We start from the raw sequence: 3,936 nt of genomic DNA, 5'->3' as shown, positions 1-3,936 counted from the left end.
CCAGGCCCCAGGCCCGGTCGACGCGCCCGTCCCGTACGCACCGCATGGGCAGCCGGTCGGGTCCGCGCAGGGGACGGACCCGGCCGGAGGTGCGGCACCGAGGACGTGGTCGACCCGCAGACCGGCCAGGTGGTCGCCCGCGGCCGCGGCGGCGGCGCCGCCACCGAGGTGGCGGCCAACGTGGTCGAGGTCAGCGGCAAGCCCGAGGACTGGATGCTGTCCTCGCTCACCGCACTGGAACTGCTCGCCGTGGTGCTCGTCCCGCCGCTCCTCGGCCGCCGGCTGCTGCGCCGCCGCAACGGTTCGGGCGGCACCTCGTGACGGCCCCGGTGCTGGAGAAGCCGGTGGCGCCGGGCGCCCCGGCCGCCGAGGCCCCCGCCCCGCCGGCCCCGGCCCCCGCCCCGGCCCGGCCCGCCGTCTCCCCCGGGCGGCGGCGGTTCCTCCAGGGCGCCTGGGCGGTCAGCCTGGCGGCCGCGCTGGTGCTCGGCTTCGTCGGGTACCTGTTCACGCTCTCGCACATCCAGCAGAAGCACTACCAGTCCACCGGGTACAAGACCTTCCGCGACCAGCTGGCCCGGGCGGTCGCCCCGACCGGCGCGGCCGCGGACGGCGCCCCGGTGGCGCTGCTGGACATCCCGGCGATCGGCCTGCACCAGGCCGTGGTGGTCGAGGGCACCACCGGCCGGGACCTGATGCGCGGCCCCGGCCACCGCCGGGACACCGCGCTGCCCGGCCAGCGCGGGGTGGCCGTGGTCTTCGGCCGCGGCGCCACCTTCGGCGCGCCGTTCGCCGGGCTGTCCAAGCTGCGGGTCGGCGACAAGATCGAAGCCACCACCGGCCAGGGCAAGTTCACCTACACCGTCAACGCGTACGGCGACGGCGACCACCCGGTCGTCGACCAGGCCCGCAACCGCCTGGTGCTGGTCACCGGCGACTCCGACTGGATCCCCGGCTCCACCGTGCTGGTCGGCGCCCGACTGGACGGCGACCCGGAGCAGAACCCCGGCGGCCGGCCCGCGACCGTCCCGTACGACAAGGCGCTGGCCGCGGACAAGGGCGCGCTGGCCACGCTCCAGCTGTGGTCGCTCGGCCTGCTCGGCGCGGTGGCCGGCGCCGTGGTGCTGGCCCGGTACTGGCGGCGCTCGGCCGCGTACCTGAGCCTCGCGCCGGTCGTCGGCGCGCTGCTCTGGGCGGTCTACGAGAACGCCGCCGCCCTGCTGCCCAACCTCTACTGACGCGCGCCCGGAGGGCCGTTCCGATGACCGACGCACCACTGACCGACACCCAGGCGCCCGACCCGGTCGCCGACACCATCACCCTCCCCCCGGTCGCCGCCGCCCCGTACGCCGACCAGCAGTACGCGGACGGCCTGCCCGGCGAACCGCTCGCCGGGCTGGAGACGCGGGACGTCTCCGCCTGGTTCGGCAGCCGCAAGGTGCTGGAGCGGGTCTCGCTGGCGATGCCGGCCGGCGAGGTCACCGCGCTGATCGGACCGTCCGGCTGCGGCAAGTCCACCTACCTGCGGATCCTCAACCGGATGCACGAGATGGTGCGCGGCGCCGCCCTCGCCGGCGAGGTGCTGCTGGACGGGGACGACGTCTACCGCCCCGGCCGCCGGCCCGCCGAGGTGCGGCGCCGGATCGGCATGGTGTTCCAGCGGCCCAACCCGTTCCCGGCGATGTCCATCCAGGACAACGTCTCCAGCGGGCTCAAGCTGGCCGGGATCAAGGTGTCCAAGGACGAGCGCCAGCACCTGGTGGAGACCAGCCTGCGCCGGGCCGGGCTCTGGGACGAGGTGTCCACCCGGCTGCACACCCCGGGCGGGGCGCTCTCCGGGGGTCAGCAGCAACGCCTGTGCATCGCACGGTCGTTGGCCGTCTCGCCGGACATCCTGCTGATGGACGAGCCGTGCTCCGCGCTCGACCCGACCTCCACCCGGAGGGTCGAGGAGACCATCGCCGAGCTGCGCGGGCGGCTCACCATCGTGATCGTCACCCACAACATGCAGCAGGCCCAGCGCGTCTCGCAGACCTGCGCGTTCTTCCTCGCCACCCACGACACCCCGGGGCGGATCGTCGAGGCCGGGCCGACCGAGCACATCTTCGGCAACCCGGCCGACCAGCGGACCTCGGACTACGTCAACGGCCGCTTCGGCTGAGCCCGTTCGGCCGCCCGGCTGGGGCGGCGGCCACGGACTACACGCCGAGGAGCCGCTCCAGCACCGCCGCCACACCGTCCTGCTCGTTGCTCACGGTGTGCAGCGGCACCGCCGCCAGCACCTGCGGGTGCGCGTTGGCGACGGCGTACGCGGTGCCGGCCCAGGCCAGCATCTCCAGGTCGTTCGGCATGTCGCCGAAGGCCACCACCTCGCTCCGGTCGATCCCGCGCCCGGCGCACCAGCGGGCCAGCGTGCTGGCCTTGGTGACGCCGGGCGCACTGATCTCCAGCAGCGGGATCGACGCGGAGCGGGTGATCTCGGCCAGGTGCCCGGCCGCGGCCCTGGCCTCGGAGAGGAACTTGTCCGGGTCGAGGTCCGGGTGCTTGGCCAGCAGCTTGAACAGGCCCCGGACCGGACCACCGGCCCCCAGCAGCTCCTCCGCCCGGCCGACCTCGTGCTCCAGCTCGTCGCCCCACATCGGCACCGCGTACCCGGCCTCGCGGGCCCAGCCGCCCGGGTACTCGAAGGCGAACGCGGTGCCCGGCAGCGCGGTCCGCAGCGCCTCGACCACCGCCAGGGTCGTCTCTACCGGCAGCGGGAAGGTCTCCAGCAGCTCGCCCCGCCGCACGTCCACCACCGCGCCGCCGTTCGAGCAGATCGCCACCCCGTGACCGCCGATGTGCGGGCTCACCTGCCGCATCCAGCGGGGCGGGCGCCCGGTCACGAACACCACCTGCACCCCGGCCGCCTCGGCCGCCGCCAGCGCCGCGGCGGTGCGGTCGGTGACGGTGCCACCGGAGCAGAGCAGGGTGCCGTCCAGATCGGTGGCGACGAGGCGGGGTGCGGTACGGGGTTCGGTCACCGGTCCATCTTCGCCCATCGGCGCGGAAGGGTCACCGGGCCCGGTCCCGCGGCCACCGGGCCAGGCCTGCGGCCACCGGGCCCGGCCTGCGGCCCACCGGCCGCCCTCACCGTGATCAAGCCCTTCATGCGCCGTTTCCGGCCGATCCGCCCGTACCCGGGGTGCCCGGCCGGTCACGGCGGGCAGGAACCGCGCACGGCCACCCCGTCGGCAGGAAGAGCCATGCCCACACGCCAGCTCCGTGACCAGCCGCCCCCGACCGCCCGCCCCGACGCCCGCGAGCCGCAGGCGTCCGACGCCTCGCGCGACCCGGTCCTGCTCGGCGACGTCCTCTTCCACACCCTCGCCGAGCTCGCCCGCCGCACCTGCGCCCCGTCCCTCCCCACCCAGCGCACCCGCCCGCACCCGTAACCCCCGGGCGCGGCCGTCCCGTTGCCGGCCCGGCCCGCGGCGCCTCGCCCCGCCCCGCCCCGGCCCGGCCCGCGGCGCCGGGCCGGGGCACGCGGCTGAGCACCGTGTTCACCAGGCCTCCACCGCGGGCACGCCCTACCGCCTCACCGCTGTGGCATGGCTGTGACAGGCGGGGCATGGAGCTGTGGATCTCCGCGGGATACAACTGGTGCGGAAGGCCGAAGAACACGAGCGACATGCATTCGGCAGGGAGACCTGCCCATGGGGGAGACACACATGCGCACCGCAGCACGCCTGATCGCCACCGCCGCCGTTGCCCTGACCGCGGGCCTCGCCCTGACCGCCTGCGACGGGCCCAACACCGACTCGTCCCCGGCGGCGGCCTCCACGCCCTCGACGGCGGGCTCCGCGCAGGCCCCGGCCCCGGCCGCGTCCGGAGCGCCGGCCACTCAGGCGTTGATCGGCACCTCGATCGGCACCTGCACCGAGTTGCCCGAAGCGACGC

General features: G+C 75.7%; 5 protein-coding genes. 4 read left to right on the top strand and 1 reads right to left on the bottom strand.

What is annotated here, in order from left to right; all coding sequences use genetic code 11:
• The first annotated feature begins 105 nt into the window (after positions 1-105).
• Genes AB0E96_RS39265 through AB0E96_RS39255 form a run of 3 tightly spaced genes read left to right on the top strand, consistent with a single transcriptional unit; the run spans position 106 to position 2,158 of the window.
• Positions 106-321, top strand: coding sequence for a hypothetical protein (locus AB0E96_RS39265; RefSeq protein WP_359831362.1), 216 nt, complete (start codon positions 106-108; stop codon positions 319-321).
• Positions 318-1,235: a sortase gene (locus tag AB0E96_RS39260; protein WP_359831360.1), complete on the top strand. Its 918-nt coding sequence runs from the start codon at positions 318-320 to the stop codon at positions 1,233-1,235. Before AB0E96_RS39265 ends, AB0E96_RS39260 begins: the two co-directional genes overlap by 4 nt.
• 23 nt (positions 1,236-1,258) lie before the next feature.
• Positions 1,259-2,158: a phosphate ABC transporter ATP-binding protein gene (locus AB0E96_RS39255; RefSeq protein WP_359831359.1), complete on the top strand. Its 900-nt coding sequence runs from the start codon at positions 1,259-1,261 to the stop codon at positions 2,156-2,158.
• Positions 2,159-2,195: 37 nt separating this feature from the next.
• Here the strand turns inward: AB0E96_RS39255 and AB0E96_RS39250 are convergent, their stop codons facing one another.
• Entirely contained in the window at positions 2,196-3,038 is an 843-nt protein-coding gene (locus tag AB0E96_RS39250; RefSeq protein ID WP_359831357.1) for an HAD family hydrolase, read from the bottom strand.
• Between the two features lie 204 nt (positions 3,039-3,242).
• Between AB0E96_RS39250 and AB0E96_RS39245 the strand changes: the two genes are divergently transcribed.
• Positions 3,243-3,431, top strand: a complete 189-nt coding sequence (locus tag AB0E96_RS39245) for a hypothetical protein (protein WP_359831355.1) — start codon at positions 3,243-3,245, stop codon at positions 3,429-3,431.
• The last annotated feature ends 505 nt before the right edge of the window (positions 3,432-3,936 follow it).

The sequence above is a fragment of the Kitasatospora sp. NPDC036755 genome (assembly GCF_040636595.1).
Classification (GTDB): Bacteria; Actinomycetota; Actinomycetes; order Streptomycetales; family Streptomycetaceae; genus Kitasatospora.
Note: the sequence above shows the minus strand (reverse complement) of the source record. Positions and strands in the feature narration are given on the sequence as shown.

Coding starts and splice junctions, on each gene's coding strand:
- AB0E96_RS39255 (WP_359831359.1), top strand. CDS start 1,259: ATGACCGACGCACCACTGACCGACACCCAGGCGCCCGACCCGGTCGCC.
- AB0E96_RS39250 (WP_359831357.1), bottom strand. CDS start 3,038: ATGGGCGAAGATGGACCGGTGACCGAACCCCGTACCGCACCCCGCCTC.
- AB0E96_RS39245 (WP_359831355.1), top strand. CDS start 3,243: ATGCCCACACGCCAGCTCCGTGACCAGCCGCCCCCGACCGCCCGCCCC.